This window comes from Streptomyces rubrogriseus, from assembly GCF_027947575.1.
GTDB lineage: Bacteria > Actinomycetota > Actinomycetes > Streptomycetales > Streptomycetaceae > Streptomyces > Streptomyces rubrogriseus.
Map to the genome: position 1 here is coordinate 6186677 of NZ_CP116256.1, position 18647 is coordinate 6205323.

14 protein-coding genes are annotated in these 18647 nt (G+C 69.8%); 3 read left to right on the forward strand and 11 right to left on the reverse strand.

Annotated features, from left to right (window positions below):
• Positions 1 to 49: 49 nt before the first annotated feature.
• Positions 50 to 1150: an LCP family protein gene (locus tag Sru02f_RS27930; RefSeq protein WP_109029754.1), complete on the forward strand. Its 1101-nt coding sequence runs from the start codon at positions 50 to 52 to the stop codon at positions 1148 to 1150.
• Between the two features lie 84 nt (positions 1151 to 1234).
• Here the strand turns inward: Sru02f_RS27930 and Sru02f_RS27935 are convergent, their stop codons facing one another.
• A complete protein-coding gene (locus tag Sru02f_RS27935; RefSeq protein WP_109029755.1) occupies positions 1235 to 2356 on the reverse strand; it encodes a PLL family lectin in 1122 nt (373 codons plus the stop codon).
• Between the two features lie 211 nt (positions 2357 to 2567).
• Entirely contained in the window at positions 2568 to 3593 is a 1026-nt protein-coding gene (locus Sru02f_RS27940) for a PLL family lectin (protein ID WP_109029756.1), read from the reverse strand.
• A gap of 147 nt (positions 3594 to 3740) precedes the next feature.
• Between Sru02f_RS27940 and Sru02f_RS27945 the strand changes: the two genes are divergently transcribed.
• Positions 3741 to 4118 (forward strand): PIN domain-containing protein, encoded by a 378-nt coding sequence (locus Sru02f_RS27945; protein WP_109029757.1) that lies wholly within the window; start codon positions 3741 to 3743, stop codon positions 4116 to 4118.
• A gap of 82 nt (positions 4119 to 4200) precedes the next feature.
• Here the strand turns inward: Sru02f_RS27945 and Sru02f_RS27950 are convergent, their stop codons facing one another.
• Together Sru02f_RS27950 and dxs are read right to left on the reverse strand one after the other, a co-directional pair.
• Positions 4201 to 5712: an amino acid permease gene (locus Sru02f_RS27950; protein ID WP_109029758.1), complete on the reverse strand. Its 1512-nt coding sequence runs from the start codon at positions 5710 to 5712 to the stop codon at positions 4201 to 4203.
• A 166-nt stretch (positions 5713 to 5878) separates the two neighbouring features.
• Positions 5879 to 7807 carry a 1-deoxy-D-xylulose-5-phosphate synthase gene (dxs, locus tag Sru02f_RS27955; RefSeq protein ID WP_109029759.1) on the reverse strand — a complete coding sequence of 643 codons (1929 nt, stop codon included), beginning with the start codon at positions 7805 to 7807 and terminating at the stop codon, positions 5879 to 5881.
• Positions 7808 to 8175: 368 nt separating this feature from the next.
• Here dxs and Sru02f_RS27960 point away from each other — a divergent pair, with 368 nt between their 5' ends.
• Positions 8176 to 9699 carry a glycosyl hydrolase family 18 protein gene (locus tag Sru02f_RS27960; protein WP_109029761.1) on the forward strand — a complete coding sequence of 508 codons (1524 nt, stop codon included), beginning with the start codon at positions 8176 to 8178 and terminating at the stop codon, positions 9697 to 9699.
• 118 nt (positions 9700 to 9817) lie between these two features.
• Here the strand turns inward: Sru02f_RS27960 and Sru02f_RS27965 are convergent, their stop codons facing one another.
• The 7 genes from Sru02f_RS27965 to ngcE form a co-directional block, all read right to left on the reverse strand.
• Positions 9818 to 11110, reverse strand: coding sequence for a sugar ABC transporter permease (locus Sru02f_RS27965; RefSeq protein ID WP_109029762.1), 1293 nt, complete (start codon positions 11108 to 11110; stop codon positions 9818 to 9820).
• A complete protein-coding gene (locus Sru02f_RS27970; RefSeq protein ID WP_059298203.1) occupies positions 11107 to 11898 on the reverse strand; it encodes an ATP-binding cassette domain-containing protein in 792 nt (263 codons plus the stop codon). Before Sru02f_RS27970 ends, Sru02f_RS27965 begins: the two co-directional genes overlap by 4 nt.
• Positions 11899 to 12059: 161 nt before the next feature.
• Positions 12060 to 13163, reverse strand: a complete 1104-nt coding sequence (locus tag Sru02f_RS27975; RefSeq protein WP_164274082.1) for an ABC transporter substrate-binding protein — start codon at positions 13161 to 13163, stop codon at positions 12060 to 12062.
• Between the two features lie 133 nt (positions 13164 to 13296).
• The gene (locus Sru02f_RS27980; RefSeq protein WP_109029764.1) at positions 13297 to 14508 is read right to left on the reverse strand and encodes an ROK family transcriptional regulator; all 1212 of its coding nucleotides are present in this window, start codon (positions 14506 to 14508) and stop codon (positions 13297 to 13299) included.
• Positions 14509 to 14741: 233 nt separating this feature from the next.
• The gene (locus Sru02f_RS27985; protein WP_109029765.1) at positions 14742 to 15650 is read right to left on the reverse strand and encodes a carbohydrate ABC transporter permease; all 909 of its coding nucleotides are present in this window, start codon (positions 15648 to 15650) and stop codon (positions 14742 to 14744) included.
• Complete coding sequence (locus Sru02f_RS27990; protein ID WP_109029766.1) at positions 15647 to 16708, reverse strand: carbohydrate ABC transporter permease; 1062 nt, start codon at positions 16706 to 16708, stop codon at positions 15647 to 15649. Before Sru02f_RS27990 ends, Sru02f_RS27985 begins: the two co-directional genes overlap by 4 nt.
• A 7-nt stretch (positions 16709 to 16715) precedes the next feature.
• Positions 16716 to 18128, reverse strand: a complete 1413-nt coding sequence (gene ngcE / locus Sru02f_RS27995; protein ID WP_109029767.1) for an N-acetylglucosamine/diacetylchitobiose ABC transporter substrate-binding protein — start codon at positions 18126 to 18128, stop codon at positions 16716 to 16718.
• Positions 18129 to 18647: the final 519 nt, after the last annotated feature.

The following is an 18647-nucleotide window of genomic DNA, read 5'->3' on the forward strand; positions in this document are numbered from 1 at the left end:
GCACGCACGTCCGGACCAGCGAGCCGGTGACAAGAGAGGACCGAGGTCGATGACGCACGCCCCGACGGAGACGAGCCCCCGCCGGTCCCGGCGCGCGCCCAGCCGCCGCCGGTCGCCCCGTCCACCGAGACGGCGCCGAGTCTGGCGCTGGGTCGGCCTGAGCCTCGTCCTGTTGCTCCTGGTCGTGGGGGGTGTCGGGTACTGGCTGTACAGCGACCTCAACGGCAACATCAAGGGCGTCGACATCAACGAGGCGATCGGCGACGACCGCCCGGAGAAGCTGCCCACCTCGGGCCAGAACATCCTGGTGCTCGGGTCCGACTCACGCTCCGGGGACAACGCCGGACTCGGCACCGGCAAGGTGGCCGGGGCGCGCTCGGACACCGCGATGGTGATGCACATACCCGAGGGCCGCACCGAGGCCGTGGCCGTGAGCATCCCGCGGGACACCCTGGTCACCCGTCCCGAGTGCAGGAAGCAGGACGGCACCGAGGCCGCCTCCGCCGAGCGCGTGATGTTCAACTCCATCTACGCGCAGGTGGGTCCGGCCTGCGTGGTCAAGACGGTGGAGCAGATGTCGGGCATCCGCATGGACCACTACGTGGAGATCGACTTCGCCGGTTTCAAGGACCTGGTCGACGCCATCGGGGGCGTGACGGTCACCGTCGACCAGGACATCCACGACCCGTCCAGCGGTCTCGACCTGACCGCGGGCACGCACAGGCTGAACGGCACCGACTCCCTCGCCTTCGTCCGCACCCGGCACGGCGTCGGTGACGGCAGCGACCTCGGCCGCATCGGCCTTCAGCAGCAGTTCATGCTGGCTCTGCTGAGCGAGATCAAGCGCCAGGACCTGCTCGGCAGCCCCACCAAGACCTACAAGATCGCCGACCAGCTCACGGCGGCCCTGACCACCGACTCCGACCTGGCCTCCCTGACCAAGCTCGCCGAGTTCGGACGCAGCCTCAACGGCGTCGATCCGGCCGCGATGGAGACCATCATGCTGCCGGTCGCCTACGACACCCAGGACCGCAACCGGGTGGTGGCGGCCCAGCCGCAGGCGGAGCAGTTGTGGGAGGCGCTCCGCAAGGACGCGGACATCCCGGAGTCGGCGAAGAAGTCTCCCGCCACGGGCGGCGGTTCCGCCTGACCCGTGGGCCAGGTGCCCGGTGCGCTCCGACAGGGTGACGAAACGTTACGTCACCCTGCCGGGCCGCAGACGGCGGCACGCGCCTCAGACACGTACCGGTGGATCGAGCGCCAGCCCCGGGCCGGTACCCTGCCGCGCGACGCGCAGCGTGCCGTCGGGACCGATCAGCGCGAGGACGATCCGGCCGTGTCCGTCCAGGGCCAGCGCGGGCGCCCCCGCACTCGGCCCGCCGGCCGGCGACCACCACACGCCCGCGCCTTCGTTCTCCGTGCCGCACGCGGCCACCATGACCTCGCCGTCGAGTCCGCGGTGGGCGAGCACCGTGCAGTCGTAGCCGTCCAGCACCGCGCGCAGCACCGCGATCCGGTCCCCGGTGGACGCCCCGCCTAGGGGGACCACCCAGCCGCCGAGGCGGTGGGCGACGATCTGCCCGGTGTCTCCGTCGGCCCAGTAGAAGGTCGACCGGTCCGGCGCGGTCTCCAGCAGCGAGGCGGTGCCGGGCGTGATGCGCAGGGGGATGTTCGGCTCCCGCCCGAAGTCCGCGTCGGCATCGGACTGCCACCACCGCATCGCGTGTTGCGAGCTGTCCGCGAGCACCTCTATCCGCCCGGAGGAGTGGACCGTCGTGGCGAACCCGTCCCGCACCCCGCTGCCCTTGAGGTCCAGCCAGCGGTCCCATCGGCCGCTGGGGCCCTCCCGACGGAGCATCAGCCCGCCCCCGGCATTGCGCACGATGACATGGACTCGTCCAGTCGAGCTCACCGCGGCCACCGGAGCGCCGAGGCGGACGGCCTTCTCCTGCTGCGGGTGCGGATTTCCCAACGACCGCCACTCGGTGACCGGGCGGGCGGTCTGGTACTGGATGGCGTGGACGACGTCGACGGTGGGCTGCGCCCCGTCGCCCCCGCGGGCACGCCGGCCCAGGAAGTGGACATAGGTGTCGGCGCCCTGCGTCACCGAAAGGTCCGTCAGGTCCGGCACCGGGATGAGTTCCGGCTCCGACCAGTGCGGTCCGCCGGGCCTGGTCTCCGTCCAGCGCAGCAGGCCGGCCCGGGAGCGGGCGTAGGCGGTCAGCCTGCCGTCCTTGCCCAGGACGAGCCACCGGCCGTCGAGACAGCCCTCGGCGACATGCCGCTCTCTCCCCGCCTCGACGACCTGGCCGGCCGCTCTTCCTCGGGCGGCGCCGCGCCCGGATCCGGTCCGCATGACGTGACCTGCCCCTCCCGCCGCCGAACGCGGCTGACCCGCCCTCCTCCCGAGGATCCGTCCTGCGCGGAGGCTGAGCGCGCACCATCATAGATCGAACGTTCGACGAACATGATGTGACGACCTGGTGCGCGGCTCCTCCCGCCCGCGACGGCTGCTCCCGGGACCCGCCCGCGCGGCCGCTCCCGGGCGGCGGCCCGGGGGTCTTGGGTCAGACCGCCTGCCACGCCCCCAGCGCCAGCCCCGCCTCGTCCTTCCGCCGGGTCAGCAGCAGCTGCCCGGTCGACGGGGACAGGGTCGCCGCCACCAGCCGGCCGTCGGCGTCCAGGGCCAGGGCCACGGTCGCGTCGGCCGGCAGCGCGGGGCCCGACTCGGTCCAGGCCACGCCGGCCTCCTCCGTCTCCGAGGGGTACGCGGCGAAGGCGACGCGGCCGCTGCCCGCCGCGCGCTGGGCGAGCAGCGTGCAGTCGTAGCCGTCTATGACGGTGCCGACGGCCGCCACGGGACCGGGGCCCGCGGCGGGCACCAGCGGGACCGGCTTCCCGCCGGGGCGCCAGGCGCACAGCTCCCCGGTGCCGTCGTCGGTGAAGAAGACCGTGGTGCGCTCCGCGGAGGTCGCCAGGGCGCGCAGGGTGCCCGGGCGGACCGCGGCGTGCAGGCGCTCCCCCAGCTCCATGCGGGTGCCCGCCGCCTCCTGACTCCAGTGCAGGATCCCGCTCTCCACGGGCGCGTACAGCTCGACCAGTCCGGTCCGGGTCGTCACCGCCACGGGCGACTCCCGGACGCGGCTGCCCCTCAGGTCCCGCCACGGCGCCCAGCCGCCCTTCTCCCGCTGGGCCACCATGCTCATGCCGCCGCCTCCGTTGCGGACGAAGACGTGGGCGCGTCCCTGCGCGTCGACCGCGACGGTGGGAGGCCCGGTGCGGTCGCCCTGCTTGTTGGGGTGGCCGGCCGGCTGCCAGTCCAGGGGCGCGAGCAGCGGCCGGTAGTGCGTGGTGTGCACGAGGCCGGCGCGGTCGGCACCGGTGGGCTGCCAGGCGACCAGGTGGGCGTAGCCGTCCGCGCCCTGCCCGACCGCGAGGGCGCCCGGACGCAGTTCCTGGTCGCCGCCGGCCCGGCGCGGGGGCTCCCAGCGTCCGCCGGGTGTGCTCTCGGCACGCCACAGGGCGGCGTCGTCCGCCTGGAAGTACACACTGAGGCGGCCGTCGCGGCCGAGGAGAAGCCAGTCGCCGTTCACCGGTTCACTCTAAGCGGGAGCACCGGTTCCGTGGCGAGCGGGTACGGCCGCCGACCGCGAGGCGGGGCGGGGCGGGGCGGCGCGGGGACAGTGAGGCTCAAGGGCGGGGAGCCGCAAGGGCGGGGAGGGGCGTGCGACCCTGGCGGCATGGAAGACAACGCGCCCCTGCTCGTGGTCGTCGACGCCGCGAACGTCGTCGGCTCGGTGCCCGACGGATGGTGGCGGGACCGGCGCGGGGCCGCCGAGCGGCTGCGGGACCGGCTGGCGGCGGACGGGGTGCCGGGGCGGGCCGGGCCGGTGGACATCGTGCTCGTCGTCGAGGGCGCGGCCCGCGGGGTCGAGTCCGTGCCCGGCGTACGGGTGGAGTCGGCGCCCGGCAGCGGGGACGACCACATGGTCGACCTGGTCGCGCGGGCGGCGGACGACCGCCCCGTCCTCGTCGTGACGGCCGACCGCGAACTGCGCCGCCGGGTGACCGGGCTGGGCGCGGAGGTGGCGGGGCCCCGGACGGTGCGGCCCGTGTGACACCCGGCCCGGTGCCGGGCGGGGCCCCGCACCCGCGCTGGTGCGGGGCCCCGGCGCGACGGACCGGGTGGGGCCGGTGGGGCTACGTGCCGGACGGCCCGGCCGGGTCGGCCGGCGCCTCCTCGCCGCGGGCCAGGCGGCTGTGGGTGCGGCCGTAGAGGAAGTACACGACGAAGCCGATCGCCATCCAGATCCCGAACCGGACCCAGGTCTCGGCGGGCAGGTTCAGCATCAGCCACAGCGAGGCCGCCACGGACACGATGGGCAGCACCGGGACCAGCGGGGTGCGGAAGGCGCGGGGCAGGTCGGGCCGGGTCCGGCGCAGGATGATCACGCTGATCGCGACGACGACGAAGGCGAACAGCGTGCCGATGTTCACCAGCTCGGCCAGTTCGCTGAGGCTGGTGAACCCGGCGACGATCGCGATGACCACGCCGAGCAGGATGGTCGGCCGGTAGGGGGTGCGGAACTTCGGGTGGACGTGGGAGAAGAAGCGCGGCAGCAGTCCGTCGCGGCTCATCGCGAAGAACACCCGGCTCTGGCCCAGCAGCAGGATCATGCAGACCGTGGTCAGGCCGACGGCCGCGCCGAAGCTGATCACCCCGGAGAAGAAGGGATGCCCCGTGGCTTTGAAGGCGTCGGCGAGCGGTGCGTCCACGGAGAGCTTGGTGTAGTGCTGCATGCCGGTGACGACGATGGAGACGCCGACGTACAGGAGGGTGCAGATGATCAGGGAGCCGAGGATGCCGCGGGGCATGTCGCGCTGCGGGTTCCTGGTCTCCTCGGCGGCGGTGGCGACGATGTCGAAGCCGATGAAGGCGAAGAAGACGACCGAGGCGGCCGTGAAGATGCCCATCACGCCGAAGTTGGACGGGGCCCAGCCGAACATCAGCTGGATCAGTGGTGAGTGCAGTCCCCCGCCCGCCTCGACGGGCTGCGACTTGGGGATGAAGGGGTCGTAGTTGGCGCTCTTGACGAAGAAGGCGCCCGCGATGATCACGATGAGGACGACGGCCACCTTGATGGCGACGACGAGCGAGGTGATCCGCGCCGACAGCTTCATGCCGAGCACGAGGATGGCGGTGAGCACCAGCACCAGGGCGGCGGCGAGGATGTCGAAGCCGAAGCCCTCCGCGCCGTCCCGGCCGCCCAGCTCCGCGGGCATGTGCCAGCCCGCGTTGTCCATCAGCGAGCGGATGTAGCCCGACCAGCCGACGGCCACCACCGCCGTGCCCAGCGCGAACTCCAGGACCAGGTCCCAGCCGATGATCCAGGCGGGCAGTTCGCCCAGGGAGGCGTAGGAGAAGGTGTACGCGGAGCCGGCCACCGGGACGGTGGAGGCGAACTCGGCGTAGCACAGCGCGGCGAGCGCGCAGACGACGCCGGCCACCACGAACGCCAGGGCCGTGGCGGGCCCGGCGTTGTCCTTGGCGACGGTGCCGGTCAGTACGAAGATGCCGGTGCCGATGACGACGCCGATACCGAAGACGGTCAGGTCCAGCGCCGACAGGGATTTCTTGAGCGCGTGCTCCGGTTCCTCCGTGTCACGGATGGACTGCTCGATCTTCTTCGTCCTGAACAGGGTGTTGCTCACGGGGACCTCCCACGCTTGTCGTCCTCGACATGATCGAGAGGGGGCGTACTGCGTATGCCCCGGCGTGGGCGATTTCACGCGGATGGGCCGGTTCCACCACCGCAACGAGTGGTCGAACCGGCCCATCCGGCTCAGTGCCGGGTCGCGGGTCCCGCGGTGCGCGGTGTCAGTCGCGCGCGGCCTCCACCTGGTCCACCTCGGCGCCGGCCCGGTCGTACCTGCCGTCCAGCTTGGCGACCAGTCCGGTGACCTGGCGCGCGATGTCGGGCGCGGTGAGCCCGATCTCGGCCAGCACCTCGGCGCGGGAGGCGTGGTCGAGGAAGCGCGGCGGGATGCCGAAGTCGCGCAGCGGTACGTCGACGCCGGCGTCGCGCAGGGCCTGGGCCACGGCGGAGCCGACGCCGCCGACGCGGGAGTTGTCCTCGACGGTGACGACCACGCGGTGGCGCTCGGCGAGCGGGGCCATGGCCTCGTCGACGGGCTTGACCCAGCGCGGGTCGACCACGGTGGTGGAGATGCCCTGCTTGTTCAGCAGCTCGGCGACCTCCAGGCACATCGGGGCGAGGGCGCCGACCGAGACCAGGAGCACGTCGGGGGTGTCGGTGCCGGGGGCGCGCAGCACGTCCATGCCGCCGACGCGGCCGACGGCGGGGACGGCGGGGCCGACGGCGCCCTTGGAGAAGCGGACCACGGTCGGCGCGTCGTCCACCGCGACGGCCTCGCGCAGCTGGGCGCGGACCTGGTCGGCGTCGCGCGGGGCGGCGAGCCTGAGGCCGGGGACGACCTGGAGGATCGACATGTCCCACATGCCGTTGTGGGAGGCGCCGTCGGTGCCGGTGACGCCGGCCCGGTCCAGCACGAAGGTGACGCCGCACTTGTGCAGGGCCACGTCCATCAGGACCTGGTCGAAGGCGCGGTTGAGGAAGGTGGCGTACACGGCGAAGACCGGGTGGACGCCGCCGTGCGCGAGGCCGGCCGCGGAGACCGCGCCGTGCTGCTCGGCGATGCCGACGTCGTAGACGCGGTCGGGGAAGGCCTTGGCGAACTTGTCGAGACCGACCGGCTGGAGCATGGCCGCCGTGATGGCGACCACGTCCTCGCGCTCCTTGCCGAGCTTGAGCATCTCGTCGCCGAAGACGCTGGTCCAGTCGGCGCCTGAGGTGGAGATGGGCAGGCCGGTGTCGGGGTGGATCTTGCCGACGGCGTGGAAGCGGTCTGCCTCGTCCTGGAGGGCGGGCTGGTAGCCGCGGCCCTTCTCGGTGAGGCAGTGCACGATGACCGGGCCGCCGAAGCGCTTGGCGCGGGTGAGGGCGGACTCCAGGGCCTCCAGGTCGTGGCCGTCGATCGGACCGACGTACTTGAGGCCGAGGTCCTCGAACATGCCCTGCGGGGCGATGAAGTCCTTCAGGCCCTTCTTGGCGCCGTGCAGGGTGTCGTAGAGCGGGCGGCCGACGACCGGGGTGCGCTCCAGGACCTCCTTGGTGCGGGCCAGGAAGCGCTCGTAGCCGTCGGTGGTGCGCAGGGTCGCCAGGTGGTTGGCGAGGCCGCCGATGGTGGGGGCGTAGGAGCGCTCGTTGTCGTTGACGACGATGACCAGGGGGCGGTCCTTGGCGGCGGCGATGTTGTTCAGCGCCTCCCAGGCCATGCCGCCGGTGAGGGCGCCGTCGCCGATGACGGCGACGACGTGGTCGTCGCGCTCCATGACCTGGTTGGCCTTGGCGATGCCGTCGGCCCAGCCGAGCACCGTGGAGGCGTGGCTGTTCTCGATGACGTCGTGCTCGGACTCTCCTTGCGAGGGGTAGCCGGACAGTCCGCCCTTCATCTTGAGCTTCGAGAAGTCCTGGCGGCCGGTGAGCAGCTTGTGCACGTAGGACTGGTGGCCCGTGTCCCAGAGCACCTTGTCCTTCGGCGACTCGAAGACCCGGTGCAGGGCGAGGGTGAGTTCCACCACGCCGAGGTTGGGGCCGAGGTGGCCGCCGGTCTTGGACACGGCGTCGACGAGGAAGGTACGGATCTCCTCGGCCAGCTGAGTCAGCTCTTCCAGGCTGAGCCGGTCCAGATCGCGCGGTCCCGTGATGCGGGTCAGCAGCGGCACCCGTGCCTCCTTGCAGTAGAGCTGTTGCCGGGCTCGTCGAGTCTAATGTTCCGCTCCGGCGGAACGTGTCCGGGCGGTGCGTCGTACGTCACGCGTTCGGCCCTACCCACGGGCGGGCCGTTCTACGTCTTCCCGGCCCGCGTCCGCGGGCACCTCGGCGTCCGGCTTGGGGACACCTTTACCCGGGTGGTCCAGTCCACGGGGCGCACGGTGTGCAGGCCGGGTGGCGCCCGGCCCCGCGAATTGGTCTAGTCCCATTCTGGTCCAGACCATTGCGTCCCCCGTCGCTCCGGCGATATCCCCGTACCCGGCAACACCCCAGCACAGCACGGGAATCGACGTTCCTCCCCACACACACCGGGACTGACATGAGACGCATGCGTTCCATCCGGGCGGCCCTCACCGCGGCCGCCACCACCGTGGCCGCGGTGGGCCTCGCCCTGTCCGGCACCGGCGCGGCCCAGGCGGCGACCCCGCTGCCGGACCGGGTCTTCGCGCCGTACTTCGAAGCCTGGACCGGCGAGAGCCCGGCCGCGCTGGCCGCCCAGTCGGGTGCCAAGCACCTCACCATGGCCTTCCTCCAGACGGCGACGCCGGGTTCCTGCACGCCGTACTGGAACGGCGACACGTCGATGCCGATCGCCCAGTCGACCTTCGGCGCCGACTTCGACACCATCCAGGCGAACGGGGGCGACGTCATCCCCTCGTTCGGCGGCTACACGGCCGACACCACCGGCACCGAGATCGCCGACAGCTGCACGGACGTCCAGCAGATCGCCGCGGCCTACGAGAAGGTCATCACGACCTACGACGTCTCCAGGCTCGACATGGACATCGAGATCGACGCGCTGGACAACACCGCGGGCATCGACCGCCGCAACAAGGCGATCAAGCTGGTCCAGGACTGGGCCGCCGACAACGGCCGCGACATCGAGATCTCCTACACCCTGCCCACCACCACCCGCGGCCTGGCGAGCAACGGCGTCGCCCTGCTGGAGAACGCCGTGGCGAACGGCACCGAGGTCGACGTCGTGAACCTCATGACGTTCGACTACTACGACAACCAGCAGCACGACATGGCCCAGGACACCCGGACGGCGACCCAGGGGCTGCACGACGTGCTGGCCCGGCTCTACCCGGCCAAGTCCTCGGCCGAGCTGTGGCACATGATCGGCGTCATCGAGATGATCGGCGTCGACGACTTCGGACCGGCGGAGACCTTCACCCTGGACAACGCCCGCACGGTCTACGACTGGGCCCTGGACCAGGGCATCAACACGCTCTCCTTCTGGGCGCTGCAGCGGGACAACGGGAGCTGCGCGGGCGGCGGCGCGGCCGACAACTGCTCCGGCATCCAGCAGAACACCTGGGACTTCTCGCACATCTTCGCGCCGTTCACCAGTGGCAGCACCACCCCGGAGAACGACTTCTCCCTCTCCGCCACCCCGGCCTCCGGCACGGTGACCGCGGGCGCCTCGGCCACCACCACGGTGAAGACCGCGGTGAAGTCGGGTACGGCTCAGACGGTGCAGCTCAAGGCGAGCGGGGTCCCGGCGGGCGTCACCGCGTCCTTCAGCCCCGCCTCGGTCACTGCGGGCGGGCAGTCGACGCTCACCCTCGCCACCACCGACCAGGCGGTCTCGGGGACGTACTCCATCACCGTCACGGGCACCAGCCCGTCCGGCAGCCACAGCACCACGTACGCGCTGACCGTCACCGGCGGCAACGGCAACCAGTGCACGGCCGCCCCGTGGAACTCGGGCGCGATCTACACCGGCGGGCAGCAGGTCTCCCACGAGGGGCACACCTGGAAGGCCAAGTGGTGGACGACCGGCGAGGAGCCCGGGACCACCGGCCAGTGGGGTGTCTGGCAGGATCTCGGCGCCTGCTGAGAACGGCACGGCCTGAGAACGGCACGGCTCACCCCGACGGCGCGGAAAGCGGTCCGCCCGCCGGCCCAGGGCTCAGCTGGGCGGGCGGGCGGACCGTCGTCGGCCGTGCGGCGGCGTGCTACGCGCGGCCGGCCGTCTTCTGCGTCTTGCGGGTGATCGCGTCGATGACGACGGTCGCCAGCAGCACGCCACCGGTGATCATGTACTGGACCGGCGAGGCGATGCCCTCCAGGGCGAGGCCGTACTGGATCGAGACGATGACCATCACACCGAGCAGCGCGTCCCAGGTGCGGCCGCGGCCGCCGAACAGGGACGTGCCGCCGATCACGGCCGCGGCGATGACGTTCATCAGGAACTCACCGGTGCCCGCGCCCTGGTTGGCGGAGGCGATCTTCGACGCCACGAAGAGGCCGCCGATCGCCGCGAAGCCGCCGGCGATCGCGAAGACCGAGATCCGGACCAGCTCCACGTTGATACCGGCACGGCGGGACGCCTCGACACTGCCGCCGAGCGCGAAGATCTTGCGACCGTAGGCGGTGCGGCGCAGCACGAAGTCCGTGAGCAGCAGGAACGCCAGGAAGATCACCACGGCCAGCGGGAGGCCCTTGTACTGGTTGAAGACGATCGCCACGGCGAAGGCCAGGATCGCGAGCAGCACCGTGCGCACGATGATCTCGTTCAGCGGCCGGGACGGCACCCCGGCGGCCTCGCGGCGGCGGTTGTCGAAGAACGCGGAGAGGAAGTAGCCCGCGGTCACCACGACAGCCAGACCGTAGGCGGCGGCCACGTCGCTGAAGTAGTAGCTCGTCAGCTTCACCACGACGCCGTCGGAGTCGAGGTTGATCGTGCCGTTGTCGCCCAGGATCTGGAGCATGAAGCCCTGCCAGAACAGCAGTCCGGCGAGCGTCACGGCGAAGGCCGGGACACCGATGCGGGCGAAGACGAAGCCGTGGATGGCACCAGCGACGGTACCGGTGAGGATCGCCAGCAGCAGGGCGAGCCACTCGTTCATCCCGTGCGTGACGCTCAGCACCGCGAAGGTGGCGCCCGCGACACCGCTGACCGAGCCGACCGACAGGTCGATCTCGCCGAGCAGCAGGACGAAGACGATGCCGACGGCGATCATGCCGGTGCCGACCATGGCGACCGACATGTCGGAGAAGTTGCCGGCGGTGAGGAAGTTGGAGTTCAGGCTGGTGAAGATGGCCCAGATGATCAGCAGACCGACGACGACCGGTATGGAGCCGAGGTCACCGGCCTTCATCTTCCGCTTGAACTCGCCGAGGTAGCCGGCGAAGCCCTGCTCGCGCACCAGCAGCCGGGGGTCGACGGCCGTGACGGCGGCGGCCGCCGCGTCGGTGTTCTCCACCGCGCTGTCCGCGGCGGGGGTGGAGGTCTTGTCGATGCTCACTTCTTGATCTCCCCATTTGCGCGTGCCGCACGACGGGTCACGGCGTTCTCCGTGGCGCCCGTGATGGCGGAGATGATCTCTTCCTGCGAGGTCGACTTGACCTCGAAGACGCCGTTGTTGCGCCCGAGGCGCAGGACGGCGACCTTGTCGGCGACCGCCTTGACGTCAGCCATGTTGTGGCTGATGAGGATGACCGCGTGGCCGCGCTCGCGCAGCCGCTCCACGAGGTCGAGGACCTGCGCGGTCTGCTCGACGCCGAGGGCGGCGGTGGGCTCGTCCAGGATGACCAGCTTGGGCTCGCCGAGCATGGACCGGGCGATCGCCACGACCTGGCGCTGACCACCGGAGAGGGAGGCGATCGGGATGCGGACGCTGGGGATGCGGATGGACAGCGTGTCCAGGAGCTCGCGGGAGCGGCGCTCCATCTCCACCTCGTCCAGGACGCCGCGACGGCGGATCTCCCGGCCCAGGTAGAGGTTGCCGACGACGTCGATGTTGTCGCACAGCGCGAGGTCCTGGTAGACCGTCGCGATGCCGAGGTTCTGGGCGTCGTGCGGCCTGTTGATCGAGACGGCCTTGCCGTCCCACTCGATGGCGCCCTCATCGATGGGGTGCACGCCGGCGATCGTCTTGACCAGCGTGGACTTTCCGGCGCCGTTGTCGCCCACCAGGGCGACCACCTCACCGGCGTGGACCTCAAGCTCTACCTCGGTGAGCGCCTGGACGGCACCGAATCGCTTGGAGACCCCGCGCAACGCCAGCACGGGCGTAGCGGACACGTGAACCATCTCCTTCGCCGCCTGACCCGGCGGGAGGTTGTGCAGAAGTATTTGGGGAGGGTGTTCCGTCCGGCGCCCCGCGTAGCTTGCGGGGCTGATGAGTGCGGGGCGCCGGAGGAGCTGGGGCGGACGGTCCCGGGCGGCTCAGTCGGCTCGGGACGCGGGTCCGCTTACTTGAGGCCGATCTTGTCGCAGGCGGCCTTGTACTTGTCCGTGCAGATCTCGTCGATCGTGTAGAAGCCGTCCTTGATGACGGTCTCCTTGATGTTGTCCTTGGTCAGCGAGACGACCGGGACGATGACCGCGGGGATGCCCTTGGCGGTGGCGGAGTCGACCTTGTCGTTGGCGATGGAGTCGAGCGACTCGCCCTTGGCGAGCGCGACGGCCATCTCGGCCGCGGTCTCGGCCTCCTTCGGGTACGACTTGAAGACGCTCATGTACTGCTCACCGGTGACGATGCGCTGCACGCCCGCGAGCTCGGCGTCCTGGCCGGTGACCGGGACGTCGGAGATGCCGGCGGCCTTCAGGGCGGTGATGATGCCGCCCGCCATGCCGTCGTTGGCGGAGTAGACGCCCTGGACCTTGTCCTTGCCGAGGGCGGAGATGGCGCCCTCCATGTTGGCGTTGGCGTTCTCCGGCTTCCACTCCTTGGTGTCGTACTCGCGGCCGACCTTCACCTTGCCGTCGAGGGCGGCGTGCGCGCCCTCCTTGAACTGGGCGGCGTTCGGGTCGGTGGAGGAGCCGTTCATCATGACGATCTGGGCGTCCTTGGCCTTGTCGCCCAGCGCCTGGAGGAGCGCCTCGCCCTGCGTCTTGCCGACGGTGACGTTGTCGAACGAGGTGTAGGCGTCGATGGGGCCCTCCGCCAGGCGGTCGAAGGCGACGACCTTGATGCCGGCGTCCTTGGCCTTCTTGACCGAGCCCGCGATCGCCTTGTAGTCCACCGCGTCCACGATCAGCACGTCCACCTTGTTGGTGACCATCGTGTCGACCTGCTGGTTCTGCAGGCTGGCGTCCTGCTTGGCGTTGGCGTAGACGACCTCGCCCTTGTTGTTCGTGAGCTCCTTGACCTTCTTCTCGATCATGGGCTTGTCGAACTTCTCGTACCGCGCGGTCTGGTTCTCGGGAAGGAGCAGGCCGACCTTGATGTCGTCGCCCTTCTTCGCCGCCGAGTCGGACGAGTCGCTGCCGCCGTCGGACTCCTTGGCGCTGCCACAGGCGGCGAGCGAGACGGCCATCGCGGTGGTGGCAACGGCAACGGCGGCACGACGCATACGCGTGTTCACTTCACAAACCTCCCTGACGAGGCCGCGTCGTTGCGGCCGAGGTGGCTGGAAGTCAACTCGGCCACACGTGCGACGTCAAGAAGTAAATCCTTAACGAGATGACAACGGTGCCATCCGTGCTCTAAGTGAAGGCAGGCGTGGCCGCCGGCAGAGCGCCGGTCGCAGACCCGTCCAAGAGCGTCGAATCGCCCATCTCGCTGAGGGCGAGGGCGAGGGCCCCGAGCACCTCCGCACGGCCACCGAGGGCCCCGGGAAGCACGGAGAGCTGCCGCGCCGCGCTGGGGATGGCGTAACGCCCGACGGACTCTCTTATCGGCCCGAGCACCAGCTCGCCGGCCTCGGCGAGATCGCCGCCGAGGACGACGCGGCTCGGGTTGAGCAGGTTGCAGAGGTTGGCGACTCCACTGCCGATGTGGCGGCCGACGTCGGCGATCACCCGACGGCAGCCAGGGTCACCGTCCCGCGCCAGCCGTACGACGCCCTCCATCGTCAGATCGGTGCCGTGGCTGGGCTGGAGGAGCGGAAGCACATAGCGTGCTGCGGCGAAGGTCTCCAGGCAACCCCGGTTGCCGCACCGGCAGACGGGACCGGCCTCGTCCAGGGTGATGTGCCCGATTTCGCCCGCCGTGCCGCCGGGGCCGCGATAGATCTTCCCGTTGATCACCAGCCCGGCGCCGACACCGCTGGCGACCTTGATGTACGCCAGGTCCCGCACCCCCCGGCCGCTGCCCCAGACCAGCTCGCCCAGGGCGCCGAGGTTGGCGTCGTTGTCCACGTGCACCGGCACGCCGAGCCGCCCCCGCAGCTCCTCGGCGGGCCGGATGCCGCCCCAGCCGGGCAGGATGGCGGTCGAGCCCAGCGTCCCGGACTCCACGTCGATCGGGCCCGGCACGCCCAGGCCCACCCCGGCGATCTTGGTCCGGTCCACTCCGGTGGCCGCGATCAGCCGGCTGACCAGCTGTTCCGCCCGGTCGAAGCCCTGGTCCGAGGAGGCGTCGACGTCCAACGGCTCGGACTCTTCGGCGAGCACCTGGTGGGCGAGGTTGCCGACCGCGACGCGCAGGTGGGTGTGTCCGAAATCCACGCCGATGACGATGCCGGCGTCCCCGCTCAGCGAGACGCTGCGGGCCCGGCGGCCGCCCGCCGAGGTGGGCGTGACCTCGACCGTCCCGCCGTCCTTCAGTTCCCGGACGATGTTCGAGACCGTCGCCGCCGACAGGCCCGTCGTCCTCGCGATCTCCGCCTGCGTCAGCGAACCGGCGAGCCGTACCGCCCGTACGACGCGTTCCAGGTTGGCGCGGTGCAGCGACGACTGCGACCCGGGAGTCTCCATTGACTCTCACCCTCATCCCCTGGGTCCGCGTCACCCGGTGCGATGCGGACCTTGTACAAGTTATGAACCCCAAACTCCGCTGAATCGTCCAGTGCCGTCAAGCCCTTGAAAGAAATCGGTTCCAGGCCGTGTCCACGGCCGGCTGCCGGTGGTACGCCGCAGGGGTCCGTCCCCGGAGAGCTGTCTCTCCGGGGACGGACCCCTGCGTGTGACGGGTGAAGCGGCAGTGGGCGTCAGCGGAAGGTGCCCTGCGACACCGAACCGGCGATCCGCCGCTGGAAGACGCAGTACACGAGGAGTACGGGCACCACCGTGACCACGATCGCCGCGAACAGCGCACCGTAGTCGATGTCGTAGACCTGCGAGGACGCGTAGGCGGCCATGCCCTGGGTGAGGACCCACTTGTCCTGGTCGGTGTTGAGCGCCACCGGCAGCAGGAACTGGTTCCACAGGCCCAGGAAGTTGAAGATCGCCACCGCCGCCATGCCCGGACGGGCCATCGGCAGCATCACCTGGAAGAACGCCCGCCAGTCCCCGGCACCGTCGATCAGCGCGGCCTCGTACACGTCGTGCGGCAGCGACCGGAAGAACGAATAGAGGAAGAACATCGTGAACGGCAGCGCGAACGCGACATAGGTGAGGATCAGTCCGGGACGTGTGTTCAGCAGCCCGAAGTTCTGCAACTGGAAGAAGAGCGGAACGATCGCCAGGAAAACCGGGAAAGTCAGGCCGGCGAGCATCACGTAGTAGATCAGCCGGCGTCCGGGGAACTCGAACCTGGCGAGAACGTAGGCGCACATCGCGCCGAGCAGCATCACCAGGACGAGTGCCGAGACCACGACGATCACGGAATTCAGGAAGTACTTCCCGATGTTCGCGTCGGTCCACGCGTTCGCGTAGTTCTCGAAGCGCCAGTGATCCGGCAGCGAGAACGGCGACGAAAGGATCTCGCCGGTCGATTTGAACGACGACATCAGCACCCACAGCATGGGCACGATCACGATCACGGACCACAGGATCAGCAGGGTGTGCGAGATCGCCGCGAATCTGCGGTCGCTGCTCGCGGCGGCCCTCGTCAGCCTGCGGTCGCTCGCCGGTTTCCGGTCACTGGCCGGCTTGCGGTCGGCGGCGATGACGCTCACCGGGCACCTCCCTTGGCTGCGGCACGCCGAGCCCTGGACCCAGGTGCTTTCCTCTTGCTCTCGCCCTCGCCGCCGCCCGTGAGGCGGTTGACGAGGAACACCAGCGCGGCGAACACCAGGGTGACGATGGCGAGGACGACGCCCATCGCGGTGGCGTAGCCGAACTGCTGCTTGGCGAAGGCGACGTTGAACAGACGCTGGCTGATGGTCAGGGTCGAGTTGTCCGGGCCGCCGTTCGGCACCATCGCCTGGACGTAGACGAACGCGTCGAGGGCGGCGATGCCCAGGTAGATGTACGCCGTCTGCACGCTGTCCCGGATCGCCGGCAGGGTGATCGAGATCGTGGTGCGGAACCGGCCGGCCCCGTCGATCTTCGCCGCCTCGTACAGCTCGCCGGGAACGCCCTTGATCGCGGCGATGAAGAGCACCGCGTAGAACCCGACGAGCCCCCAGATGATGACGAACATCACGGACGGCATCGCGGTCGCCTTCTCGCCCAGCCACGCGAACGACTCGAACCGGTCGAGGCCGAGGCCGGAGAGGACGCCGTTGAGCAGGCCGGCGTTCGGGTCGTACATCTGCGCCCAGATCAGGCCGACGATGATCGCCGGCACGACGTAGGGGAAGAAGGAGATGATCCGGTAGAACGACGCTCCCCGGATCCCTCGGACGGGGCCCTTGCTGGGCCCGCCCAGGGTGATGGCCACGGCGACCCCGAGGGCCAAAGTCAGCGTGACCAGCGGGACGAAGGCCGCGAGGAGTGCGACGTTGCGCAACGCCTTCAGGAAGATGTCGTCCTGGAACATCTTCGTGAAGTTGTCGAAGCCGACGAAGTTGTAGTCCGGGCTGAAGCCGCGCCAGTCGGTCATCCCCCAGAAGATCGCCTGGCCGAACGGGACCAGGACGAAGAGAACGAAGATGGTCAGCGGGACACCGAGGAACGCGAGGAAGAACGTCACCCGGTCGAACGTGAGCCTGCGGCGCCGTGGCCGCCCGCCGCGAGCGGCCGGCTGGGGCCGGCGGCTCGCGGCGTCGGAGGTGGTGATGTCGTCTTTCATCGCTGTACTAGCTGATCTCGATCTTGTCGATGGAGTCGTCGTCCCGGACCTTGTCGGAGATCTTCTGCAGGGCCGCGGTGAGGCCCTTGCGGTCGAGGTCGCCGGAGAGGAACGAGTTCCACGGCACCAACTGGTCGGTGTTCATGCCGTATGCCTCGACGAACCTCCTCATGTCGGAGATGTTGTCGCCCGCGGCCTCGAGCATCTTCGTCTGGGAGACGAGGGCGGCCGATCCGAAGCCGTCGGCGGGCACGGTGCCCTTGACCACCGTCGGGGCCAGCTTCGTCTTGGAGAAGTTGGCGGCCGCCTTCTCGGACAGCATCGCCCGCAGCACTTCCTTGCCGCCGGCCGGGTTCTTGCCCTGCTTGGGCACGATGAACGGCTCGCCCGCCGCGGCGTGGAGCGACTCGTAGGGCAGCTTCGGCTTGTCCGTGAGCGTCATCTCCGGGAAGCCGGTCATCTGGAAGTCCTTCTTAGTGGCCTGCTTCATCTCGTTCTCGATCCAGCCACCGGACGGGTAGAGCAGCGCCTTCTGGTCGTTGCTCCAGATCGCCTGCGCCTTCTGGAACTGGGTGCCGGAGCCGCCGGGGACGAACATCTTCTCCTTGACCATGGTCTCCATGACCTTGAGGACGCCCTGGATGGCCGGATGCGACCAGGCGTTCTTCTCGAGATTGCCGAGAGCGAGCCGGACCTCGTCACCGCCCTCCTTGATCGCTGAGGCGAACAGCATCGTCTGGTAGTAGGTCGCGGCTTCCTTGCCGTGGACGAAGAGGTACTTGCCCTTCTTCTTCGCGTTCTGGCCGAGGTCGAGCGCCTCGTCCCAGGTCTTCGGCGGGGTCCAGCCGTTCTCCTCGAAGAGCGTCTTGGAGTACCAGACGCCGTACACCGTCATCACGTACCGCAGCGCGACGAACTTGCCGTTGTACGTTCCGGGGTCCTTGACGCCGGGGTAGACGATGTCGGCGATCTTCTTGCCCTCGTAGGTGTTGGCCTCGAAGAGGTCGTCGAGCGTCTCCAGCTGGTCGAGGATGCCGAGGAAGCCGATCTGGTCCTCACCGGAGTTGTCGATGAGGTCCGGCGGGTTGCCGCCGACGAAGCGGGGCTGGAGCTGGGGGGCGATGTCGACGACCGGCTTGACCTGGACCTTGAGGCCCTTGACCTGACTGCCGAGCACCTGGTTGGTGTAGTCGACGTAGTCGGTGCCGTAGCCGCCGTCGAAGATGGCCGCTTCGACCGAGGAGTTCGCGGCGGCGCCGAACGGGTTGTTGGCGCTCTTCTCGCCCTTCGGGCCGCCGTCGCCGTCGCCGTCCTCGCTGGAGGGAGAGCTGCACGCGACCGCGAACGAGCCCACGGCCGCGGTGGCGATGGCCCCGCGCAGGAGCGTCCGCCTGTCAAGAGAGCCGGCACGAATGGTCATCTTTGCATCCTCACTGATCGATTGGTTCTGTCCGGGTGTGCTGCGTGTGCGGCGTTGTCGCCGTCGTCTCGGAGCCGCGGTACGGCGCCGATGATCAGCTGAGCGATGCCGGCACAACAGTCGCCGGGGCCGGAGCGGCGGTCGCGCTCCGCCTGATCAGATCGTGATGGCCCACGCCGGTGGTGGATCCCATGCTCAAGTCCTCGCCTTCTCCAGGACTCAGGCGGTGAACCGGATCCTCCCCGGCACCGCGTTCGGGTCAAGCTGGGTCGTGCAGGAAATGCGGCCGTACAAGGTCGGGTGCGGTGAAGATGCCCCGGAGTGCCGACAGGTATAGTCCACTTTCGCTTGGCGGAGCAAGATCGAATGCAAGGTTCGCGGTACGTCTTTTCCGAGTTGAGACCTCCCGGAAATATGAGTGGCCTGTGCACCGCATGCCGGAGGAATACCTGCCATAAGCCCCGAACGCCACATCCAACACCCTTGACATCACATGCCACTTGACCCCTACTGGTCCTT

Coding starts and splice junctions, on each gene's coding strand:
- Sru02f_RS27930 (WP_109029754.1), top strand. CDS start 50: ATGACGCACGCCCCGACGGAGACGAGCCCCCGCCGGTCCCGGCGCGCG.
- Sru02f_RS27935 (WP_109029755.1), bottom strand. CDS start 2,356: ATGCGGACCGGATCCGGGCGCGGCGCCGCCCGAGGAAGAGCGGCCGGC.
- Sru02f_RS27945 (WP_109029757.1), top strand. CDS start 3,741: ATGGAAGACAACGCGCCCCTGCTCGTGGTCGTCGACGCCGCGAACGTC.
- Sru02f_RS27960 (WP_109029761.1), top strand. CDS start 8,176: ATGAGACGCATGCGTTCCATCCGGGCGGCCCTCACCGCGGCCGCCACC.
- Sru02f_RS27970 (WP_059298203.1), bottom strand. CDS start 11,898: ATGGTTCACGTGTCCGCTACGCCCGTGCTGGCGTTGCGCGGGGTCTCC.
- Sru02f_RS27975 (WP_164274082.1), bottom strand. CDS start 13,163: ATGCGTCGTGCCGCCGTTGCCGTTGCCACCACCGCGATGGCCGTCTCG.
- Sru02f_RS27980 (WP_109029764.1), bottom strand. CDS start 14,508: ATGGAGACTCCCGGGTCGCAGTCGTCGCTGCACCGCGCCAACCTGGAA.
- Sru02f_RS27990 (WP_109029766.1), bottom strand. CDS start 16,708: ATGAAAGACGACATCACCACCTCCGACGCCGCGAGCCGCCGGCCCCAG.
- ngcE (WP_109029767.1), bottom strand. CDS start 18,128: ATGACCATTCGTGCCGGCTCTCTTGACAGGCGGACGCTCCTGCGCGGG.